A 19,146-nucleotide genomic window follows, 5' to 3' on the forward strand; every position below is an offset into this window, starting at 1 on the left:
AAAACTTCTTGAAAAATCCAACCTTAGTCCCACTTATTTTCTTAACTACCATGATATAATAAATGTAACTTGATAAGAGAACAGGAGTGATTAAGTGGACGCCAGAATGCTTCTTCTCGGAACTTCTTTAGTGACAAGTATCGTAGGTTCTACGCTTATCCGTCGCAGAAAGAAACCGAATAACAAGCTAGATTCTTTTGTTGGTAATTGGGTATATTATCGACAAAATCAAACAGGACAAGTCTATGTGACAGTAACCGATGATTTACAACTCTATATCCAGAATAAACTGCAACCAACAACAGTCATAGATTGTACTGCTGAGCGTCTTACATTAATCGATTCGATGGGGTATCATATTGTTTTTGAACAAAAAGACAAACACATCGCTTTTTATGACGAAACAGAAGGTACTTCTTTTCAATTAATCGAGTGTTAATATTTTTTTGTGGATGAACAAGGTTTGTTCCGTTAAATAAGTCGTACTTATTTATATTTTAAGGTGTGGGTTCGATTCCCATCTTCCACGTATCAATTATGAAGGGTGTGCTGTCTATGTTAACCACATTTGTTTCATTAGTATCTATTTTTGGATTAATGGGATTGTTGGCTGTGTTTTCTTTCTTAGCCTATCAAATTAGTCAAACAGAAACGAACGCGAGTGTTCCCGTTCGAGTAGAATCTTCTTCAAAGCCTCATCGTAGAGTTTAGTTGCAACTAAACTCTTTTATTTTTGCTTTGAATTTGATACACTCTTAAGTTGAGACTATTTAAAGGAGAGTATTTATGAAGAAAAAACATCGCTTTCTCCCCTTATTAGCGGGAATTTTGTTTTTCCTTTCATCAGTTGTGCCTATTTTTAGTGTGCAAGCAGATGAATTATCTGGAGACTTCAAAGTGGAAGCTAAAGCCGCCCTTTCGATTGACGCAGATACAGGTAAAGTGTTATATGACCAAAACAGTGACGACGCATTAGGTATTGCCTCTATTACTAAGATTATCAGTCTTTATTTAGTGGAAAAAGAAGTTGCAGAAGGGAAGCTTGCTTGGGACGATGAAATTGAAATTTCCGATTTTGTCGCACAACTAAGTGTCCATCCTGAACTTTCAAATGTTCCTTTAGAAACAACCAGTAAATATACTGTAAAAGACTTATTCGATTCAGCATTCATTCAATCATCAAATGCTTCTACCATGGCATTAGCTGAAAAAATTGCTGGTTCTGAAGCAGATTTTGTTGATTTAATGAAAAAACAATTGGAAGACTGGGGCATTAAAGATGCCAAAATCGTAAACTCAACTGGTTTAAACAATGTTTATCTAGGTGAACATATCTATCCTGGTTCTAAAACAGATGATGAAAATATTTTATCTGCAAAAGGTGTAGCGATTGTTGCTCGTCATTTAATTAATGATTACCCAGACGTACTAGAAGTAACTGCGACACCAAAACAAGAATTCGGGTCACATACTTTCTCACCAATCGAGATGGTCAACTGGAACTGGATGTTGCCAGGCATGCTTTACGAAAAAGCAGGTGTGGATGGATTAAAAACTGGAACAACTGATCTAGCTGGAGCTTGTTTTGTAGGAACGATGACAAAAGATGGCCAACGAATTATTACGGTGGTATTAAACGCTACAAATCATGAGACCGATCCCGGCGCACGTTTTGTAGAGACGGGTCGCTTAATGGATTATTCTTTTGATAATTGGAAAAAAGAAGAAGTTCTAGCTAAAGATGCAACGGTCCCTGAATTGAAAACCGTTCCTGTTCATCAAGGAAAAGAATTAACTGTTCCTGTCCAAACAGAAGAAGCACTAACAGTCTGGTTACATTCTTCAATGACAAAAGACGATGTAACCTTCAAAACTTCTTTAAATTCAAAACGTATCACTGACGATAACGAATTACAAGCTCCTATTGAAAAAGGAGCAAACGTCGGAACTGTCCAAGCAGTTTCACCCGACAAATTAGGTTTTATCGAAGAAAGTGATACCGATACTACGAAAACTGCCTTACTTGCTAGTCAAGAAGTTAAAAAAGCCAATATCTTTGTTCAAGCTTGGCGAGCAGTCAAAGGATTATTTAATTAAAAGAACGTGCGTCACTTTCTTATGGAAAGCGACGCACATTTTTTTATAACATTTTAATCGGAAAATATAATTCTACTTCTCCAGGTTCAAAACTTGGTAAATAGTGTTCTTGGATTGCTGCAACTAATTCAGCATTTTCTTGTGGCAGGATTTCTTCAAACATCTTTTCTGTCATCATTTCTAAATTCGCTTCATTGGTTTTTACAACAAGATATTCCATTGCTGGAATCAACCAGCGTTGCCAGTCATGCGGTTGCTTGACTTCATGTGGTAACTGCATTCCAGCTAAATAACGACCCTCTTCTTGCCACGGATCTAACCAGCGCTTAGTATCACTCATCAATCCCCATAAGTTTACCGAATCGACTTCCCATTCGTTGGCTGCCTCTGCCAATTCTTCAAAATCACGATTTGCTAGTTCCCACAATTCAGGAACCCAGGAAGCAGCTTCAGTTGCTAGACCGCGCCCTTCTTTCCCAATCACTGCAAACTCAGGTAGTCTTTTACGTATTACTTCACCTAGTTCCAATCCTATCATCCTCCTACTCATCTCTTCTTTTCATTGTAACGGATTTTTGTAAATAAATAAAACAAGATTTTTTGTAGAAAATTCGTTATACTTAATCTATTAATGAATGGAGTGATCGTATGGGGTTAATGCAATTATTTATTTTTGGAATTCCTTATTTAATAGGAGCTGGTGGAATTTATTGGTGGCGTAAAAAAAAGCCACAGCCTGATAAATTTTTCTTTTTAGTTAGCTGGACGTTACTTGCGCTCTCAATATACTTAGGGATACTCGAAGCTAAAAATGGTACTTATTATTTAATAATTCCGCTATTATTTTTTGGTCTATTTTTCTTTTCTTATCGTTTAGAAAAAACCAGATTAATAAATGGCTTTTTATTTAATTTATTTATTGTTATTTTTGGTAGTTATTTAGTGATTAATTTCATTCAAACACCAAATATTATTGTGTTTTTATTATTAGCCGTTATTGGTGTGTGTGGTTTACTGATTTTAGCTTTTGGTTTTACAGGTCTAATGCTTTTATTGTACTGGAATGCCGTTATTGTTATTCGAAAAGAATCACGTTCTTTAGCAAATTTATTAACGTTGATTTTAGCCATTTTAATGACATTGTGGCTGATTTATGATCATTTTATCGCGAGTATTTTACCAGACTGGGCAAGTCTTTTGTTATCTATTTTACCGATGACACTTTTTTATTTCGCTTTTGTTTTCTTAAATTTCTTAACAGTTTCAGTTTTGTATCAATTCAATCATCCTCGTTATAAACAAGACTGTATTGTTGTGTTAGGTGCAGGATTGATTGATGGCGAACGTGTTTCGCCACTATTAGCCCGAAGAATTGATAAAGCTATTTCTTTTTATCATCAACAGAAAAAAGCAACAGGTAAAACACCCAAGTTGATTATGTCTGGTGGGCAAGGTGCCGATGAGAAAGTCTCAGAAGCTGTTGCGATGAAACAATATGCATTAACACAAAATATTCCGGAAAGTAATATTTTAGTAGAAACCAACTCCACCACGACTTTGGAGAATATGCAATTTTCAAAAGAAATTATTCGTCAAAACTTTGGTGAAAATGCCAACGTGATTTTTTCTTCTAATAACTATCATATTTTTAGAGCAGGAATCTTTGCGCGTTGGGCGGGGTTAAAAGCAGATGGAATTGGCTCAAAAACAGCCTTGTATTATTTACCAAATGCCTTTTTAAGAGAATTCATCGCCATTGTAGCCATGAATAAAAAACGTCATTTTTTAATTGTGGGGCTCTTAGCAGCGATGATTTTAGTATTGACAGTCATCGTTTTAATTGGTACTTATTGGGCAACATAAAAAAGTAGGTGATAGCGAACTATCACCTACTTTTTCTTATATAGAATCATTTCTTACAACGACACGTTGAATCCGTGTTTTGAAGCGTTTCATTAAGGGGCTAGTGGCCTCTTGAATCGCACAATACTTATCGACCATTGTTACAATGTAGCTTTCTTTGTAACGTGGTGGCGCGATTGTTGCTCCCCACATATGTTTGACAATAATGTCACGTTCTAAATCAGAAAGTTCTGTTAACTTTTCTGCATTCTGTACTGCAATGCGTGGATGCATATACGCATGAGATCCTTCATCGAATTTCGTTGTACGCCAGTCATAATAGAATAAATCATGTAATAGACCTGCGCGAGCAGTTGCACGTGCATCGCCTTTCCAACGTTTTGCTAGTTTATAACTATTGTAAGAAACACTAATTGAATGATCTAATCGAGTTGAATGCATATGTTGAACAAATTCTGATAATTTTTGAACTTCATCCGTTGCAAGTAAATCTTCTACATAAGATAGATATTCTGTATCTTTTTGCCATTCTGCTGTCATATGAATCTTTTGGCCACCTTTTACTTTGCATTTTTTGTATCTAATAAAAGTATAGCACGCTGATTTTAAAATTCTATAATATCATCATATTGTCAAAGAATTTTAATAGTTCCTTAAAATTTGTACTTTTTTCACACAATAATTACACAAAGGCATACATTAAAATTCCAGCCGCAACGCCGACATTTAAGGATTCTGCTTTTCCATGAATCGGAATATATAAATTTTTATCTGTCATTTGTAACAATTCAGCAGCGACCCCTTGTCCTTCATTTCCTAACACCAATGCAACATTCGCTGTTTTTTCCACTTGATTAAATTGTACAGCATCCACATTTAGCTCTGTTCCATAAACCGGAACTTGATTTTTTTGGAATTCAGGTACCACTTCAAGTAAATCACACGCAATTACAGGTATATGAAATTGACTTCCCTGCATACTACGTAAGACCTTCGTGCTGTAGACATCTGCAGTTCCCTTGCCTAGCAAGACACCATTAAACCCTGCTGCATCAGCGGTACGAATCATGGTACCAACATTCCCTGGATCTTGAACGTTGTCTAACAATAACCATTTCCCTTGATACGTTAATTCAGCGAATGCTTCTTTTTGAACAACTGCAATCATGCCCTGAGGTGTTGGCAAATCAGATAACTGCTTCATTACTTCATCTGAAACAAAATAAGTGGTGCTCATTTGTTCAGCTATCCAAGTTCCCCACTCTTTTTTCCCACGTTCATCGATAAAGATTTCTTCAATTTTAGCGCCATATTTTATAGCTTCTTCAACTAAATGAAATCCTTCCAGTAGATATTTTCCTTCTTGTTCACGGTATTTGCGTTTATGTAATTTTTTACGTTCTTTAATTAGTCCGTTCTTTGTCGATTGAATTTCTTTCATGCTTTCACCTCAAGTCTCATTATAGCATGAAAGAATTTTCAAGGCTTGTTCAAATCAATAAAAAGCGCTATCATTAAAGAAAAAGGAGTGACGAACATGAAAAAAATTCGCATGAATGTCCAAGGTCGGGTCCAAGGTGTTGGTTTTCGATTTTCAACTAAAATGCTTGCTGATGAATTAGGAATTTTCGGTAGTGCAATGAATGAAGACAACGGCTCTGTAACCATCGAAGCCATGGGTGACGAGGCTGTTATCGATACCTTCATTGAGAAAGTGAAAGCTTCTCCTGCTCCCTACGGACGTGTTACTTTCTACACAATTGAAGAAAATGCAACAATTACCGAACGTGATCGATTTGTCACAAATTAAGACCTTCATACTTCTTTCACATTTAATTTTGGCTTTGTTCATTGAAAAGATGGTTGTTTTTTAGTATAGTTATCATTGTCTAAATTTAATTAAGTAGAGGAAGAAGTACATGAGAAAAATGAAAAATTGGCTGGTTGGCTCCGGTCTTTTCGCGCTTTTAATCACATTATCTGGTTGTGTAAGTCGTCTGGAAGATGGGACACCTGATCCAAATGGTCTAATTTATCGTACGTTAGTGCAGCCTTTAGGGAAGTTTCTTTCATATGTTGCTACAGATATGGGCTTAGGTTTTGGTTTAGCAATTATCATTGTAACCATCATTGTTCGTTTGATTATTTTACCATTAGGGATTGGTCAATCGAAAAAAGCGATGGTGCAAAGTGAAAAAATGCAATTTCTAAAACCACAAATTGATGTCGTTCAAAAGAAATTAAAAGCAGCTGCATCACGTGAAGAACAAATGCAAATTCAAGCAGAAATGCAAAGTATTTACAAAGAAAACAATGTGAGTATGCTTGGTGGAATTGGTTGTTTGCCAATGTTAATCCAAATGCCAATCTTTACCGCTTTATACTTTACTGCTCAATTTACACCAGGAATTGATAAAGCTACCTTCTTAGGTATTTCACTGGGTGAGCCTAGTATCGTTTTGGTTATTATTGCTGGTCTTTCTTATGTCTTACAAGGGTACCTATCATTAATTGGTGTTCCTGAAGAACAAAAGAAAACAATGCGTAGTATGTTAATTGTTTCTCCATTAATGATTGTGATGGTTTCATTCGCTGCTCCAGCTGGAGTTACCTTATATTGGGTAGTTGGTGGTATTTTCAGTTGTTTACAAACCTTTATTACTAACGTGATTATGAAACCAAGAATTAAAGCACAAATTGCGGAAGAAATGAGAAAAAACCCACCAAAAACTGTCGTAACACCAATGAAAGATGTGACAGAATCAGTTGAACCTGCAAAAGAAAAAACGCCAACTCCAAAGAAAAACACCAAACAAGGAAATGGTCGTAACGCAGGCAAACAACAACGAAAATAATCAAATTGTTCTTTTTCTTCTCTAGAAAAAGAACAATTTTTTTATAAAAAGGAGGAAATCGGTTGTTACAAGCTTATCTCAATATATTTGTTATTTTTTTATTAATGTTTGTTGGTTATTGGTTATCTTATAAACAATGGTTCACCAATCGTACTGCGGATGTCTTTTCTAAGATTGTTTTGAATTTATCCTTACCTTTCAGTATGTTTTTAAACATTACAGCAAATTTTTCACGTAATGAATTTTTATCATTGTTTTCAGGAATGATTATCCCCTTATTGTCGATGTTAATCACTTTAGGCGTTAGTTTCATCTATCGAAAACTCTTTCGAATTACTAAAACGCGGCAAGGAACTTTCTCTACAATGGTGACTTGTTCCAACACTATTTTTATTGGTTTACCCATTAATTTAGCTATTTTTGGCGAACCTTCTATCCCTTATGTATTGCTTTATTACATTATCAACACCACGATTTTTTGGACGATTGGTATCTATTTAATTGCTACCGATAGCCCACAAATTAAAGAAACACGTGTAACCTTCCACCCTTTAGTTGCTTTGAAAAAAATCTTTTCTCCTGCTCTACTAGGATTTATTATTGGATTAATTTGGATGATTTTAGCACTCAAAGTACCTATTTTAGTGAAAGGTTTTGGCACCTATCTAGCAGATTTAACAACGCCTTTATCGATGTTTGCGATTGGTATTATGGTTTATTTTAATGGGGTAAAAAATCTGAAAATGAATAAAGATATTATTGGCGTGTTGATTGGTCGCTTTATTTTATCGCCAATGATTGTTTGGTTACTTGGGCAATGGATTCACGTGCCATCATTGATGTTACAAGTGTTTATTATTCAATCAGCCATGCCCGTCCAAAATTCCGTACCTATTCTTGCTCGAACCTACCATGCAGACGAGGAATTTGCCGCATCCAGCATGGGCTATTCTGTTTTAATTTATATGCTCTACATTCCTATTTTGTTGAAGCTAATTTATGCAATGTAAAAAAAGGAGGAACCTATGAATGCTATCAAAATAAGCAATCTCATACTGGCTTTTGTATTGGAACTTCTTGCTCTTGTTATTTTAAGTTATTGGGGATTTAGTTTACCCCTGAATCCAAGTATAAATATTTTATTAGGGATTGCTGTGCCAATCGTCCTTATACTAGTCTGGGGTAGATGGTGTGCGCCAAAATCTCCCTACCGTCTCGTTGGTATTCATTTGTCTCTACTAAAAAGTTCGATTTTTATCGGTGTTGTTTGGTGTTTAATCCAGTTGCATTTCTTCGCATATGCTTTTGTTTTTGCTTTTTTTGTCATTCTTCATTTAGGAATCAGTAGTTATTTTAAAACATTATAAAAAACTAGGCTGTCGTTAAGCGACAACCTAGTTTTTCTTATTTTGTAATTAATGTGTCTAAACTTGCTAAAGCTAATGACATTTTAGAAATTTTACGTAATTGTAACAGACGGTTATTACGAACTGCTTCATCTTCTACCATAACCATTGTTTGCTCGAAATAAGCTTCAATCAATGGACGTAAGCTAACCAGCGCTTTGTAGTTTTCTTCAACAGTTTGTTCTACAAAATCATTTTCTAAACGAGTAGTTGCTTCATACAGCGCTTTTTCTGCATCATTTTCAAATAGTTCTGGATTAATTTTAGCGGCTTCATCTTCCACTTTTTTCGCTAAATTAATGACTCGTGTCAAAGCTTCCATTGACGGTTTGAAATCCTCATCTTCTAAATGATCTTTTAGCATATCTGCTGTTTCAAACAAACGAGAAAAATCTTCTTGTTCGGCATGAATGACTGCATCGATTACATCATGACGAATATTTTTACCTAAGAAGAATTGACGTAAACGGGCTTGTAAGAAACCTAATACCTCTTTGTCATCATCAGATAATTGAATTCCATATAATTCTTGATTCGCATTAATTTTTTCTTCAATCATTTTTTGCATAACACTAAAGGGGAAGCGCCATTGTTTATCTGCAATGATTCGAACAATTCCATATGTTTGACGACGTAGTGCATAAGGATCGTTTGAACCACTTGGACGCATTCCTACTGCAAAGAAGGACAATACACTATCCAATTTATCTGCAATCGCTAAAACAGCACCTACGTTGGATTGTGGGAGTTCTCCTTCACTTGAAATCGGCATATAATGTTCACGAATTGCTTGAGCAACAGATGGCTTTTCACCTTGTAATAAAGCATATTTTTCACCCATAATTCCTTGTAACTCTGGGAATTCACCAACCATATTCGTCACTAAATCAAATTTATAGATTTCAGTTGCACGTTGTAAGTCAGCCAATTCTTCTGCCGTTAGTCCAACATTTTTACCAAGAATTTGTGCTTCCACACCGACACGTTTCATTTTTTCATAGATAGAACCAATTTTTTCATGGAAAGTAACGTTTTTTAATTTGTTCACGCATTGATCGATAGTTAATTTTTGATCTTCTTGATAAAAGAATTCTGCGTCTTCTAAACGGGCAATCAAGACTTTTTCATTTCCCTTGATGACATTCTCAATTTTCACACTATCTCCATTACGTACAGAAATGAAGTGTGGTAATAATTGACCTTCCGCATCACGAACATCAAAATAGCGTTGATGTTCTTTCATAGATGTTACTAACACTTCTTCGGGTACTGCTAAATATTTTTTATCAAAGTTTCCAACAAAAGCAGTTGGATATTCGACTAAATTGTTCACTTCTTCTAATAAATCTGCATCTAATTCAATCGTCCAATTGTTTTTGTCAGCAATTTTTTGAATTTGTGTCGCAATCAAGGCTTCGCGTTCCGCAGAGTCAGCTATTACAAACTGCTCTTTTAGTTTTTCTAAATATTCATCCGCATCGTCAAACGTCACATCTTGCCCTAAGAAACGATGACCACGAGAAGAACGTCCTGTTTTTACATCTAAAATTTCAAAAGGAATCACTTCATCATCCAATAATGCTACGATCCAATGAATTGGGCGAATGTATTCAAAATCATAGCTACTCCAATGCATCGTTACAGGGAAAGTTAAGCTAGTAATCACTTCTTTTAATCCTATTAAAACATCAATTGCCGCTTTTCCTGGGGTATGTTTTGTGACATATACGTATTCTACACCTTTTAATTCTTTAAAAGTAATGTCTTCTGTTGTCAATCCTTGGCCACGAACAAAGCCTTGCGCCGCTTTTGACCAATTACCTTCTGCATCTAACGCAATTTTTTTAGCTGGACCTTTCACTTCTTCTTCCATCTCTTCTTGTTTCTCATCAAGATTAGTTACATGGATTGCCAATCGACGTGGAGTCGAAAAAGCTTGGATTGATTCAAAATTCAAACGATTATCAATTAAAAATTGGCGAGTTTTAGTTTCTAATTGTTTCATGCTTGGCACGACAACATGTGCCGGTACTTCTTCTAAACCAATTTCAAATAATAAATTTTTTGCCATCTTATTTCTCCTCCTGTAATAATTTCTCTGCTTCTGCGCGATCTAATAATGGATAACCTAATTTTTTACGCTCATCTACAAAGATTTTAGCTACTTCACGTGCCATATTACGGATACGTGCCAAATATCCTGCACGTTCTGTTACTGAAACCGCACCTCGCGCATCTAATAAGTTGAAATTATGGCTACATTTTAAAATATAATCATATGCTGGATGCACTAAGTTTTCTGCAATACAGCGTTTTGCTTCTGCTTCAAATTTTGTAAAATTATCTAACAACATCTCTTGATTACTAATTTCAAATGAATATTTGGAATGCTCGTATTCAGGTTGTTTGAAGATTTCACCATATTTAACTCCTGGTGACCATTCTAAATCATAAACACTTTCCACTTCTTGAATATAAGAAGCTAAACGCTCCAAACCATATGTCAATTCGGCAGTTACTGGATGACAGGCAAGTCCACCAACTTGTTGGAAATAAGTAAATTGGGTAATTTCCATTCCGTTTAACCAAACTTCCCAACCTAAACCAGCACATCCCATTGATGGATTTTCCCAGTTATCTTCAACGAAGCGAATGTCGTGCTCTAATGGATTAATTCCTAATTTTTCCAAACTTTCTAAATATAACTCTTGAATATTTTCTGGTGAAGGTTTCATTACCACTTGAAATTGATGATGTTGGTATAAACGGTTTGGGTTTTCTCCATAACGCCCATCAGCTGGACGACGTGAAGGCTCTACATAGGCTGCGTTCCAAGGTTCTGGACCAATCGCGCGCAAGAAAGTGTATGGACTCATCGTTCCGGCACCCTTTTCCGTATCATATGCTTGCATTAACATACAACCATTGTCAGACCAAAATTTTTGTAATGTTAAAATCATTTCTTGAACAGTTAATTTTTGACTCATGATTTTGCTCCTTTTCTTTTTCGATATTTATTTTGGAAGCCGCTGTAGGACTAGGTTCCATCTGTTCAACATCAGCTCTCTGCTTCGCTTTGCTCAGCGAGTCGCTGTGTTTCGGCGCTGGGAAACTACGCTCCCACTGGTCGCCTAGTACTGTTCAACATCCGCTCTCTGCTTCGCTTTGCTCAGCGAATCGCTGTGTTTCGGCGCTGAGGAAACTACGCTCCCACTGGTCGCCTAGTACTGTTCAACATCCGCTCTCTGCTTCGCTTTGCTCAGCGAGTCGCTGTGTTTCACAGCAAAAAGTCCCTATATCTATACTCATGTACAGATATAGGGACGAATAAGTTCGCGGTTCCACCCTACTTCCGATTGCTCGGCAGCTTCGTTGTCTCTGTGCTCACATTGCCTACGGTAAAAAGTTCTTTGTTTGGCTTTCACTCTTCCAAACTCGCTTAAAAAGATTTACTTTTTCCTTTTTATGCTCATCGCACTATTTGAATATAACTATAATAATTCGTTATTCTAGTGTTTGTCAAACGAAAGATGAAAATTTTCGCAAATTACTTCATGGTTTCTTGTTTCACTTTATGGTCAACTACATGACGTTTTGCTAATTCGTCGGCAACTTCTTTAACCGAAATATTCATTTCATTCATCAATACCAACACATGATAGGCTAAATCAGCGACTTCATAAACTGTTTCTTCACGGTCTTCTTTCATCGCACCAATCACAACTTCTGTTGATTCTTCACCAATTTTTTTTAAGATTTTTTCTTTACCTTTTTCGAATAAGTAACTAGTGTAGCTACCTTCTTTAGGCGTGTCTTTTCTTTCTTGAATTAACGCATATAGTTGTTCTAATGAAAATTTTTCAGGATGGTTTTCTTCATAAATTGTTTCAAAAAAACAGCTTTCGGCACCAGTATGACAAGCTGGACCATCTTTTTTCACTCGTGCAACCAATGCATCTTTATCACAATCTGCTTTTAACGAAACTAAGTGTTGGTAATTCCCGCTCGTTTCTCCTTTGCGCCATAATTCTTGACGACTGCGTGAATAAAAGATCATTAGTTTATCTTTTAATGTTAATTCAATGCTTTCTTGATTCATGTACGCAACGGTTAAAACTTCCTTTGTTTCTGCATCTTGTACAACAACAGGAATCAAATTATCTGCGCCAAATTTTAATGTTTGGATATCCATTTTCTTCATCTCCTATAATCGTACTGCAATGTGTTCTTGAGCTAACTTTGCTTTCAAATCAGGGATTTTAACTTCCCCATAATGAAAGATGGAAGCGGCTAGTCCGGCTTCAATATTGGGTAGTTGGAATAATTCAATAAAGTCTTCTGCTTTACCGGCGCCACCAGAAGCGACAATCGGTACGGAAGAAAATTCGGTAATCGCTTGTAATAGAGGCAAATCAAAACCTTCTTTTACCCCATCTGTATCCATACTATTGATGACTAATTCGCCAGCACCTAATGCTTCACCTTGACGAATCCATTCTAACGCATCGATTCCTGTGTCTTCACGACCGCCTTTTGCAAACACATGCCATGCATCTCCTACACGTCGAATGTCAACAGATAAAACGACACATTGGCTACCATAACGCTTGGCACCTTCTGCAATCAATTGCGGATTACGAATAGCCCCAGAGTTTACACTTACTTTGTCAGCTCCACAATTTAAAACGCGCTCAAAATCTTTTAATTCATTAATCCCCCCACCAACAGTTAAAGGAATAAATACTTCTGATGCAACAGCTTGAAGTATATCTGTAAATAAGCCTCGCCCTTCTGCTGAAGCAGTAATATCATAAAAGACTAATTCGTCTGCTCCTTGTTCGTTGTAAAATTTGGCTAACGTCACTGGATCATTAACATCTTTTAAACCAGCAAAATTAACTCCTTTTACTACACGTCCATCACGTACATCTAAGCAAGGAATAATTCGTTTTGAAATCATATTATTCCTCCGCTTCTTTCAAGACGTCTTCTAATTTTAAATCTCCCTTATATAAGGCTTTACCTACAATCGCACTTGGAATACCAAGCTCTTTTAAAGATGTAATGTCATTTAAGGTTGCGACACCACCAGAAGCGACAAATTCAACACCTTCAATTTGTAATAACTGTTGATATAACGGAATATTAATGCCTTGTCCAGTTCCATCCCGTGAGATTTCAGTGAAGATAATCGTTTTTGTTCCCCATGATGCCAATTCTTTACAAAAATCAAACGCATCTGTTTCTGTAGTCTCTAACCAACCTTCAACAGCAACTTTGCCATCGCGAGCATCTACGCCAACAGCAATCTTATCGCCATATTTTTGAATGAGTTCTTTAGCTAATGTTGGATTTTTTTGTGGTAAAGTGCCAATAATTACACGATGAACACCCGCTGCTAAACAACGTTCAATCGTTGCTTCATCACGAATACCACCACCGACTTCCACAAATAAATTGGTATTTTTCACAATATTTTCTGCTGTTTTAAAATAACGCAAAGCGCCGTCTTTTGCTCCATCTAAATCGACTAGGTGCAAATATTTCGCTCCTTTTTCTTCAAAAGACTTGGCAAAAGCAACCGGATCCTCGCCAAAAACTTCTTGTTGGTCATAATCCCCTTGATACAAACGCACGACTTTTTCGTTTAATAAATCAATCGCTGGAAAAATTTTCATTCTTTCACCTCCGAAAATGCTTTAAGCATTTGTAATCCAACTGTTCCACTTTTTTCTGGATGAAATTGTGCGCCATAGACATTGCCTTTTTGTACCAATCCCGGAACTTCGATACCATATTCACTCGTCGCAACTAGACTATCGTCACAATTTGTTGCATAAAAACTGTGAACATAATAGACTTGTTCACCGACACTAAAGTTTTTAAGTAACACACTCTCTTTTTTAACAAGCAATTCATTCCAGCCAATGTGAGGTACTTTTAAGGTCAGATTTTTATCTTGTAACATTTCTTTTAAAGAAACAATTTCGCCTGAAAGCAGTCCTAATCCTCGATGCTCACCAAATTCCGTACTTTTTTCAAATAAAAGTTGCATCCCTAAACAAATTCCCATTAACGGTTTGCCGTCTTTCACTAGTTGTTTAATGGGTTCTTCTAATTGATGCTCACGTAATTTTTGAATGGCATCACCAAAGGCCCCTACGCCTGGTAAAATAATTTGGTCAGCAGCTTTTAATTGTTCAAGATCATTGGTAATGGTACTTTCAATACCTAAATATTCTAATGAACGCGACAAGCTAAACAAATTGCCTACACCATAATCAATAATTGCAATCATATCCTGCCTCCTAAATAATTGTGCCTTTCGTTGATGGAATTTCATCTGGAGCCACTTCATCAATACTTGTTGCTTGGCCCAAAGCACGACCAAAACCTTTGAAACAGGCTTCAACAATGTGATGACTGTTCTTACCAGCAAATTGATGGAAATGAATAGCTGCACCTAATTCACGAGCAAAGGCAATGAAAAATTCTTCCACTAATTCCGTATCAAATTGCGTGCCGATTTTTTCACTTGGAATATCTAAATTAACAACTGCGATTCCACGACCACTAATATCAATGGCTGTCATCACCAAACTTTCATCCATCGGTAACAAGAAACTTCCATAACGCTTAATTCCGCGACGCTCCCCTAAAGCATCTGAAAAAGCACGACCCAATGCAATCGCAACATCTTCAGTGGTGTGATGTGCATCAACATGAACGTCACCATCACAAACAAGTTCAATATCAAAACGTCCATGACGACAAAATAGTTCTAACATATGGTCTAGAAAACCTACGCCTGTTTGAAATTTTTGTTGTCCAGTACCATCGATGGTTAAAGTAAGTTCAATTTTTGTTTCTGTGGTATTTCTAGTAACTGAAGCTGTTCTCATATGTCCACTCCTTCGATTTCTTTGATTGCTTGAATCAAGGTTGCCATTTCTTCTGGCGTTCCAATTGAAATTCGTAAATAATTGGCAATCCGTGGATTATTAAACCAACGAACCAAAATATTTTTTTCTTTTAATTGTTTAAAAATTGTCTCACCAGCAACGGTTGGATGTTGACAAAAAACAAAATTAGTCTGACTATTCGTGGTTTCAAAACCTAATTTTTGTAATTCTTGTTGCGTCCAATTACGTGTAGCAATAATTTTTTGGGTACATTCATCTACATAGTCCTGTGCTTGTAAAGAAGCTTCGCCACAAGCTAACGTCATTGCATTCACACTGTAGGGATTATGACTAAATTTTAATTTATTTAAGTCTTCAATCAATTGCTTCGAACCCACCGCGTACCCTAAGCGAGCGCCTGCTAGATGGCGTGATTTCGAAAAAGTACCTACGACTAAAATATTTGGATGCGCTTCAAGATAAGGAACTAATGATGCTTCACTAAAATCACTATAGGCTTCATCAACAATAATTAAACGTTGGGGATTATTTTTAGCAAATGTACAAATAACTTCTGGGGCTATCATTAGGCCAGTCGGCGCATTAGGATTGGCAATAATGACTGTTGCTTCTCCCGTGTATTCTGCTAAATCAATGGATAAATCCTCTTTTAATGAAATGATTTCCGTCTTTAAATGGAATAAATCACTATAGACTTCATAAAAACCATACGTAATATCTGGGAATTGCACGCCTTTTTCCATAAATCCCTGAAAAAGAAAGAACAATACTTCATCACTACCATTCCCCAAAAAGATGTTTTCTGGTGCCACGTTAAAGTGTTTCGCCAATGGTTGAATCACTTGTAGACATGTCGGATCGGAATAGCGGCTTAATGTTTTAGCTGCTTCTTTGGCCGCTTCAATCACATTTTGTGGCGGATCATAGGGGTTTTCATTGGTATTTAATTTAATAACTTTTGTCCGTGTCTGTTCACCGGGTACATACGGTACCAGATGTTGAAATTGACTATCTAAAAAACTCATTGATTGCTCTCCTTTCGCACTGCCATTGAACGGGCATGCCCGTCTAACCCTTCCATTTCGGCAAAAGCAATGACTTGCTCAGCAGAGGCTTGTAACGCTTCTTTTGAATAATATAAATAACTACTTTTCTTGATAAAATCATCGACAGAAAGCGGCGAATAAAAACGTGCTGTGCCTTCTGTTGGTAAAGTATGATTAGGTCCAGCAAAATAATCTCCTAATACTTCTGGTGTATGATGGCCTAAAAAGACACTGCCTGCGTGTTTGACTTTTCCTAATAAAGCAAATGGTTCAGCGACACACAACTCTAAATGCTCTGGTGCAATCCGATTCGCTAAGATCAGTGCTTCATCTAAAGACTGTGCAACAATAATTTTGCCGTTGTTTTCAATGGAAGCTTGCGCAATCTCTTTACGTGGTAAAACAGCTAATTGCTGGCGTAATTCTTCTTGAACTGCTTTTGCAATTTCCTCACTAGTTGTTACTAAAACAGCTTGTGCCAAAGTATCATGTTCCGCTTGTGCCAATAAATCTGCTGCTAACCATTTTGGGTTCGCCGTTTCATCAGCAACAATTAAAATATCACTCGGTCCAGCAATCATATCAATATCGACTAAACCATAAACCATACGTTTGGCAGTCGCCACATAAATATTTCCTGGACCAACAATTTTATCTACACTGGGAATTGTTTCTGTACCATAAGCTAATGCAGCCACACCTTGTGCACCACCAACTTTATAAATAGCATCCACCCCGGCAACTTTAGCCGCTGCTAAAATAGCTGGCGGAATTTTTCCTGCTTTATTTGGTGGCGTAATCATAACAATCTTTCCGACACCAGCAATTTTAGCTGGTAAAACATCCATTAAGACAGTACTTGGGTAAGCAGCTGTTCCTCCTGGTACGTAGACCCCTACTGTATCTAAAGGTAAAACACGTTGCCCCATCACAATTCCTTGCTCATTCGTTGAAATGAAACCGCGTTGCACTTGTTTTTCATGGAAATTTGTAATGTTTTGCTTGGCTTGTTCTAAAATAGTTAGAAATTCAGAAGTGATTTCTGCTAATCCTTCTGTAAATTCGCTGTCGCTAACTTTAAATTCAGTTAATTCAACTTGATCGAATTTTTTTGTATATTCTTTTAATGCTACGTCGCCACGCTCTTTTATGTCGTTTAAGACTTGGGCTACGACTTTAGAAACATCTTGACTTTCGCCAGCTTTTCGTTGAATTAATTGTTCGATGGTTTCTTCTTTTGTTGTACGAATGTTTATCATAGTTGTTCTTTCACCTTCTCTAACAAAGTCTGAATCGTTTCTTCTTTAAAACGCCAAGTTGAATGATTAACAACCAATCGCGCAGAAGAGGGGGCGATATCTTGAATCACCGTTAAATCATTTTCACGTAAAGTAGTGCCCGTTTCGACAATATCAACAATTACATCTGATAAATTCAACAATGGTGCTAGTTCAATCGAACCATGTAATTGAATTAATTCGACGGATTGTCCCAAACGACTGAAATATTTACGGGTAGTATTGGCATATTTAGTCGCTACACGCAACGTACGTGTGTTATCTTGTTTGAAATCTTTATGTGCAGCAACTGCCATTTTACATTTCCCCATACCTAAATCTAATAGCTCTAAAACATTCGGTTCTGTTTCGTCTAAGACATCTTTACCAATAACACCGATGTCTGCCACGCCATGTTCCACATAAATGGCAACATCACTTGGTTTAACTAGGAAAAACTTCAACTTCTTCTTTTCATCGACAAAAATCAATTTGCGGTTATCTTCAAAAATATTGGCGCTTGCTAAATTAGCATTGACTAATAATTGGTACACAGAATTCGCCATACGCCCTTTTGGCAACGCAAAGCATAAATAGTCGTCTGTCTCTTCAGGAACTTCCACAGAGCGTCCTAGATTGTTTAAATACATTCCAAAACCGATACCGCCTTGTGCTTTATCTTGTTTTTGTAATAAATAATCATAGCGACCACCAAATAATACGGCTTGATTGACTTTTTTTACAAACCCTTGAAACAGTAACCCACTATAATAATCGGCATCATTTACAATTGAGAAGTCTAAACGAATTTTCACATTTTTCGGAAGACGGCCTTCTTTTTCTAACAAGTCATATAATTGTTTTAGTTCTTCAATTGCAGAAATAGCCACTGGATTGGTAAAAATAGCTGATGCTTTAGCATACGTTTGCTTAAAATCACCACATAATGTGATAAGTTCTTCCAAAAGAATCAGTTTCTCTTCAGGAACTCCTGTTTTTTCTCCTAAACTACGAATAACATGGGGACTTTTTTGTTGCAGTGCTTTAATCACTTCATCATGTTTTTCAACAGGAAATAAGCCACAAATCGCTTTAAGTACACCGATATGAGAGACATCTAACACACCACCACCTGCAACTGAAAGGCTTTCTAAAGCTAAATGCAATACTTCTAATTCTTCTTGCTGACCAATCTCACCAATAAATTCCAGACCAGTTTGATGGATACGTAAATATTCGCCATTTTGACGATCGTGACGATACACATCCTCATAATAATAAATTTTTCTCGTTTCTCCAGGAGGTGTATTTTTTACAATTGACAACGTGATGTCGGGTTTCAATGCCATAATGCGACCATCGCCACCAGTGAACGTAATTACTTCAGCTTCATTCAAAAACTTTTTATTTTGGCTATATAATTCATATTCTTCAAAGCTGCTAAGATGGTAAAGTTGAAAACCATGCCATTGATACAATCCTCTAAGTTGTAATGCTATTTGTTCTTCGGGTCTTAATACTGAAAACAGATTTTCCAAAATCCCACTCCTAACAATTAAAATTCAATAAAAATGTATTAAGAGTATCATAAAGATAAATTAAGCAAAGGTCAATATTTACTCCTTAAATTTTGTAATTTTCTGTAAATTTATTCGGTTATTACAAACAAAAAAACGTTT

The 19,146-nt window shown here is 36.5% G+C and carries 21 protein-coding genes; 8 read left to right on the forward strand and 13 right to left on the reverse strand.

All coding sequences use genetic code 11. The features are described from left to right. Window positions 1–94: 94 nt before the first annotated feature. From AC4BC7_RS06240 to AC4BC7_RS06250, 3 genes are all read left to right on the forward strand, one after another. Window positions 95–439, forward strand: coding sequence for a DUF4828 domain-containing protein (locus AC4BC7_RS06240; protein ID WP_490504163.1), 345 nt, complete (start codon window positions 95–97; stop codon window positions 437–439). A gap of 116 nt (window positions 440–555) precedes the next feature. Further along, on the forward strand, window positions 556–711 hold the full coding sequence (locus AC4BC7_RS06245) for a hypothetical protein (RefSeq protein ID WP_490504164.1): 156 nt from the start codon (window positions 556–558) through the stop codon (window positions 709–711). Between the two features lie 75 nt (window positions 712–786). Further along, window positions 787–2,097, forward strand: coding sequence for a serine hydrolase (locus AC4BC7_RS06250; protein ID WP_490504165.1), 1,311 nt, complete (start codon window positions 787–789; stop codon window positions 2,095–2,097). A gap of 43 nt (window positions 2,098–2,140) precedes the next feature. On the opposite strand, the gene AC4BC7_RS06255 is transcribed toward AC4BC7_RS06250, so the two are convergent. Beyond that, complete coding sequence (locus AC4BC7_RS06255; RefSeq protein ID WP_207941015.1) at window positions 2,141–2,626, reverse strand: GyrI-like domain-containing protein; 486 nt, start codon at window positions 2,624–2,626, stop codon at window positions 2,141–2,143. Window positions 2,627–2,745: 119 nt separating this feature from the next. Between AC4BC7_RS06255 and AC4BC7_RS06260 the strand changes: the two genes are divergently transcribed. Beyond that, window positions 2,746–3,960 carry a YdcF family protein gene (locus AC4BC7_RS06260; RefSeq protein WP_490504166.1) on the forward strand — a complete coding sequence of 405 codons (1,215 nt, stop codon included), beginning with the start codon at window positions 2,746–2,748 and terminating at the stop codon, window positions 3,958–3,960. A 36-nt stretch (window positions 3,961–3,996) separates the two neighbouring features. On the opposite strand, the gene AC4BC7_RS06265 is transcribed toward AC4BC7_RS06260, so the two are convergent. Both AC4BC7_RS06265 and AC4BC7_RS06270 read right to left on the reverse strand, forming a co-directional pair. Beyond that, entirely contained in the window at window positions 3,997–4,500 is a 504-nt protein-coding gene (locus tag AC4BC7_RS06265) for an HD domain-containing protein (protein ID WP_490504167.1), read from the reverse strand. A 142-nt stretch (window positions 4,501–4,642) separates the two neighbouring features. Further along, complete coding sequence (locus AC4BC7_RS06270; RefSeq protein WP_207941018.1) at window positions 4,643–5,401, reverse strand: TrmH family RNA methyltransferase; 759 nt, start codon at window positions 5,399–5,401, stop codon at window positions 4,643–4,645. A 96-nt stretch (window positions 5,402–5,497) separates the two neighbouring features. Here AC4BC7_RS06270 and AC4BC7_RS06275 point away from each other — a divergent pair, with 96 nt between their 5' ends. The 4 genes from AC4BC7_RS06275 (at window position 5,498) to AC4BC7_RS06290 (ending at window position 8,182) form a co-directional block, all read left to right on the forward strand. Then, window positions 5,498–5,770, forward strand: coding sequence for an acylphosphatase (locus tag AC4BC7_RS06275; RefSeq protein WP_490504168.1), 273 nt, complete (start codon window positions 5,498–5,500; stop codon window positions 5,768–5,770). A gap of 109 nt (window positions 5,771–5,879) precedes the next feature. Beyond that, window positions 5,880–6,815 (forward strand): membrane protein insertase YidC, encoded by a 936-nt coding sequence (yidC, locus tag AC4BC7_RS06280; protein WP_207941020.1) that lies wholly within the window; start codon window positions 5,880–5,882, stop codon window positions 6,813–6,815. Between the two features lie 62 nt (window positions 6,816–6,877). Then, on the forward strand, window positions 6,878–7,825 hold the full coding sequence (locus AC4BC7_RS06285) for an AEC family transporter (RefSeq protein WP_207941021.1): 948 nt from the start codon (window positions 6,878–6,880) through the stop codon (window positions 7,823–7,825). Between the two features lie 15 nt (window positions 7,826–7,840). After that, a complete protein-coding gene (locus AC4BC7_RS06290) occupies window positions 7,841–8,182 on the forward strand; it encodes a YrdB family protein (protein ID WP_490504169.1) in 342 nt (113 codons plus the stop codon). Between the two features lie 37 nt (window positions 8,183–8,219). Here AC4BC7_RS06290 and glyS read toward each other — a convergent pair whose 3' ends face one another. The 10 genes from glyS to hisG all read right to left on the reverse strand — a co-directional run bounded on the left by glyS (window position 8,220) and on the right by hisG (window position 19,005). Continuing rightward, complete coding sequence (glyS, locus tag AC4BC7_RS06295) at window positions 8,220–10,292, reverse strand: glycine--tRNA ligase subunit beta (RefSeq protein WP_490504170.1); 2,073 nt, start codon at window positions 10,290–10,292, stop codon at window positions 8,220–8,222. 1 nt (window position 10,293) lies between these two features. Then, window positions 10,294–11,208: a glycine--tRNA ligase subunit alpha gene (glyQ, locus tag AC4BC7_RS06300; protein ID WP_207941024.1), complete on the reverse strand. Its 915-nt coding sequence runs from the start codon at window positions 11,206–11,208 to the stop codon at window positions 10,294–10,296. A gap of 560 nt (window positions 11,209–11,768) precedes the next feature. Then, window positions 11,769–12,413 (reverse strand): bifunctional phosphoribosyl-AMP cyclohydrolase/phosphoribosyl-ATP diphosphatase HisIE, encoded by a 645-nt coding sequence (hisIE, locus tag AC4BC7_RS06305; RefSeq protein WP_490504172.1) that lies wholly within the window; start codon window positions 12,411–12,413, stop codon window positions 11,769–11,771. Between the two features lie 12 nt (window positions 12,414–12,425). Beyond that, window positions 12,426–13,181, reverse strand: a complete 756-nt coding sequence (gene hisF, locus AC4BC7_RS06310; RefSeq protein WP_207941026.1) for an imidazole glycerol phosphate synthase subunit HisF — start codon at window positions 13,179–13,181, stop codon at window positions 12,426–12,428. Between the two features lies 1 nt (window position 13,182). Then, on the reverse strand, window positions 13,183–13,899 hold the full coding sequence (hisA, locus tag AC4BC7_RS06315) for a 1-(5-phosphoribosyl)-5-[(5-phosphoribosylamino)methylideneamino]imidazole-4-carboxamide isomerase (protein WP_207941027.1): 717 nt from the start codon (window positions 13,897–13,899) through the stop codon (window positions 13,183–13,185). Further along, window positions 13,896–14,519, reverse strand: a complete 624-nt coding sequence (gene hisH / locus AC4BC7_RS06320; RefSeq protein ID WP_207941028.1) for an imidazole glycerol phosphate synthase subunit HisH — start codon at window positions 14,517–14,519, stop codon at window positions 13,896–13,898. Before hisH ends, hisA begins: the two co-directional genes overlap by 4 nt. Window positions 14,520–14,529: 10 nt before the next feature. Continuing rightward, window positions 14,530–15,123 (reverse strand): imidazoleglycerol-phosphate dehydratase HisB, encoded by a 594-nt coding sequence (gene hisB, locus AC4BC7_RS06325; protein ID WP_207941029.1) that lies wholly within the window; start codon window positions 15,121–15,123, stop codon window positions 14,530–14,532. Further along, complete coding sequence (gene hisC, locus AC4BC7_RS06330) at window positions 15,120–16,169, reverse strand: histidinol-phosphate transaminase (RefSeq protein WP_207941030.1); 1,050 nt, start codon at window positions 16,167–16,169, stop codon at window positions 15,120–15,122. The genes hisB and hisC overlap by 4 nt, the downstream gene beginning before the upstream one ends. Beyond that, the gene (gene hisD / locus AC4BC7_RS06335; protein WP_490504417.1) at window positions 16,166–17,446 is read right to left on the reverse strand and encodes a histidinol dehydrogenase; all 1,281 of its coding nucleotides are present in this window, start codon (window positions 17,444–17,446) and stop codon (window positions 16,166–16,168) included. Before hisD ends, hisC begins: the two co-directional genes overlap by 4 nt. Next, window positions 17,446–19,005 carry an ATP phosphoribosyltransferase gene (hisG, locus tag AC4BC7_RS06340; RefSeq protein ID WP_490504173.1) on the reverse strand — a complete coding sequence of 520 codons (1,560 nt, stop codon included), beginning with the start codon at window positions 19,003–19,005 and terminating at the stop codon, window positions 17,446–17,448. The genes hisD and hisG overlap by 1 nt, the downstream gene beginning before the upstream one ends. Between the last annotated feature and the right edge of the window lie 141 nt (window positions 19,006–19,146).

It is taken from the genome of Enterococcus sp. AMC1623 (assembly GCF_058216495.1).

Coding starts and splice junctions, on each gene's coding strand:
- hisH (WP_207941028.1), bottom strand. CDS start 14,519: ATGATTGCAATTATTGATTATGGTGTAGGCAATTTGTTTAGCTTGTCG.
- hisB (WP_207941029.1), bottom strand. CDS start 15,123: ATGAGAACAGCTTCAGTTACTAGAAATACCACAGAAACAAAAATTGAA.
- hisC (WP_207941030.1), bottom strand. CDS start 16,169: ATGAGTTTTTTAGATAGTCAATTTCAACATCTGGTACCGTATGTACCC.
- hisIE (WP_490504172.1), bottom strand. CDS start 12,413: ATGGATATCCAAACATTAAAATTTGGCGCAGATAATTTGATTCCTGTT.
- AC4BC7_RS06290 (WP_490504169.1), top strand. CDS start 7,841: ATGAATGCTATCAAAATAAGCAATCTCATACTGGCTTTTGTATTGGAA.
- glyQ (WP_207941024.1), bottom strand. CDS start 11,208: ATGAGTCAAAAATTAACTGTTCAAGAAATGATTTTAACATTACAAAAA.
- yidC (WP_207941020.1), top strand. CDS start 5,880: ATGAGAAAAATGAAAAATTGGCTGGTTGGCTCCGGTCTTTTCGCGCTT.
- AC4BC7_RS06270 (WP_207941018.1), bottom strand. CDS start 5,401: ATGAAAGAAATTCAATCGACAAAGAACGGACTAATTAAAGAACGTAAA.
- glyS (WP_490504170.1), bottom strand. CDS start 10,292: ATGGCAAAAAATTTATTATTTGAAATTGGTTTAGAAGAAGTACCGGCA.
- AC4BC7_RS06245 (WP_490504164.1), top strand. CDS start 556: ATGTTAACCACATTTGTTTCATTAGTATCTATTTTTGGATTAATGGGA.
- AC4BC7_RS06265 (WP_490504167.1), bottom strand. CDS start 4,500: ATGACAGCAGAATGGCAAAAAGATACAGAATATCTATCTTATGTAGAA.
- AC4BC7_RS06250 (WP_490504165.1), top strand. CDS start 787: ATGAAGAAAAAACATCGCTTTCTCCCCTTATTAGCGGGAATTTTGTTT.
- AC4BC7_RS06275 (WP_490504168.1), top strand. CDS start 5,498: ATGAAAAAAATTCGCATGAATGTCCAAGGTCGGGTCCAAGGTGTTGGT.
- AC4BC7_RS06260 (WP_490504166.1), top strand. CDS start 2,746: ATGGGGTTAATGCAATTATTTATTTTTGGAATTCCTTATTTAATAGGA.
- hisA (WP_207941027.1), bottom strand. CDS start 13,899: ATGAAAATTTTTCCAGCGATTGATTTATTAAACGAAAAAGTCGTGCGT.
- hisF (WP_207941026.1), bottom strand. CDS start 13,181: ATGATTTCAAAACGAATTATTCCTTGCTTAGATGTACGTGATGGACGT.